This window comes from Streptomyces sp. WM4235, from assembly GCF_001279725.1.
Classification (GTDB): domain Bacteria; phylum Actinomycetota; class Actinomycetes; order Streptomycetales; family Streptomycetaceae; genus Streptomyces.
In genome coordinates, this window is record NZ_LGDE01000414.1 from 1 (window position 1) to 230 (window position 230).

Consider the following 230-nt stretch of genomic DNA (forward strand, 5'->3'; position numbering starts at 1 on the left):
CCGCCAATGCCGACGGTTCATGGACCGTCGTACCCGTCGCCGGCCCCACCCTTCTCATCACCGGCCCGGACCAGGCCCACGCCTACATCGAGCGCGCCACGCACGGCACCGGCCGCCAGGCCCTTGCCCCCGCCCGCGTCGCACTCCCCGCACGACCCGCCCACCAGGCCGACGACGAGGACGCCGATCCGGTCGGGTGCGGCCGGGGCGCCGGGGGCGCCCCGGCCGAC

1 pseudogene is annotated in these 230 nt (G+C 78.3%); it reads left to right on the plus strand.

What is annotated here, in order from left to right:
• Positions 1-230, plus strand: a pseudogene (locus ADK55_RS23920) (hypothetical protein); the annotation flags it as partial.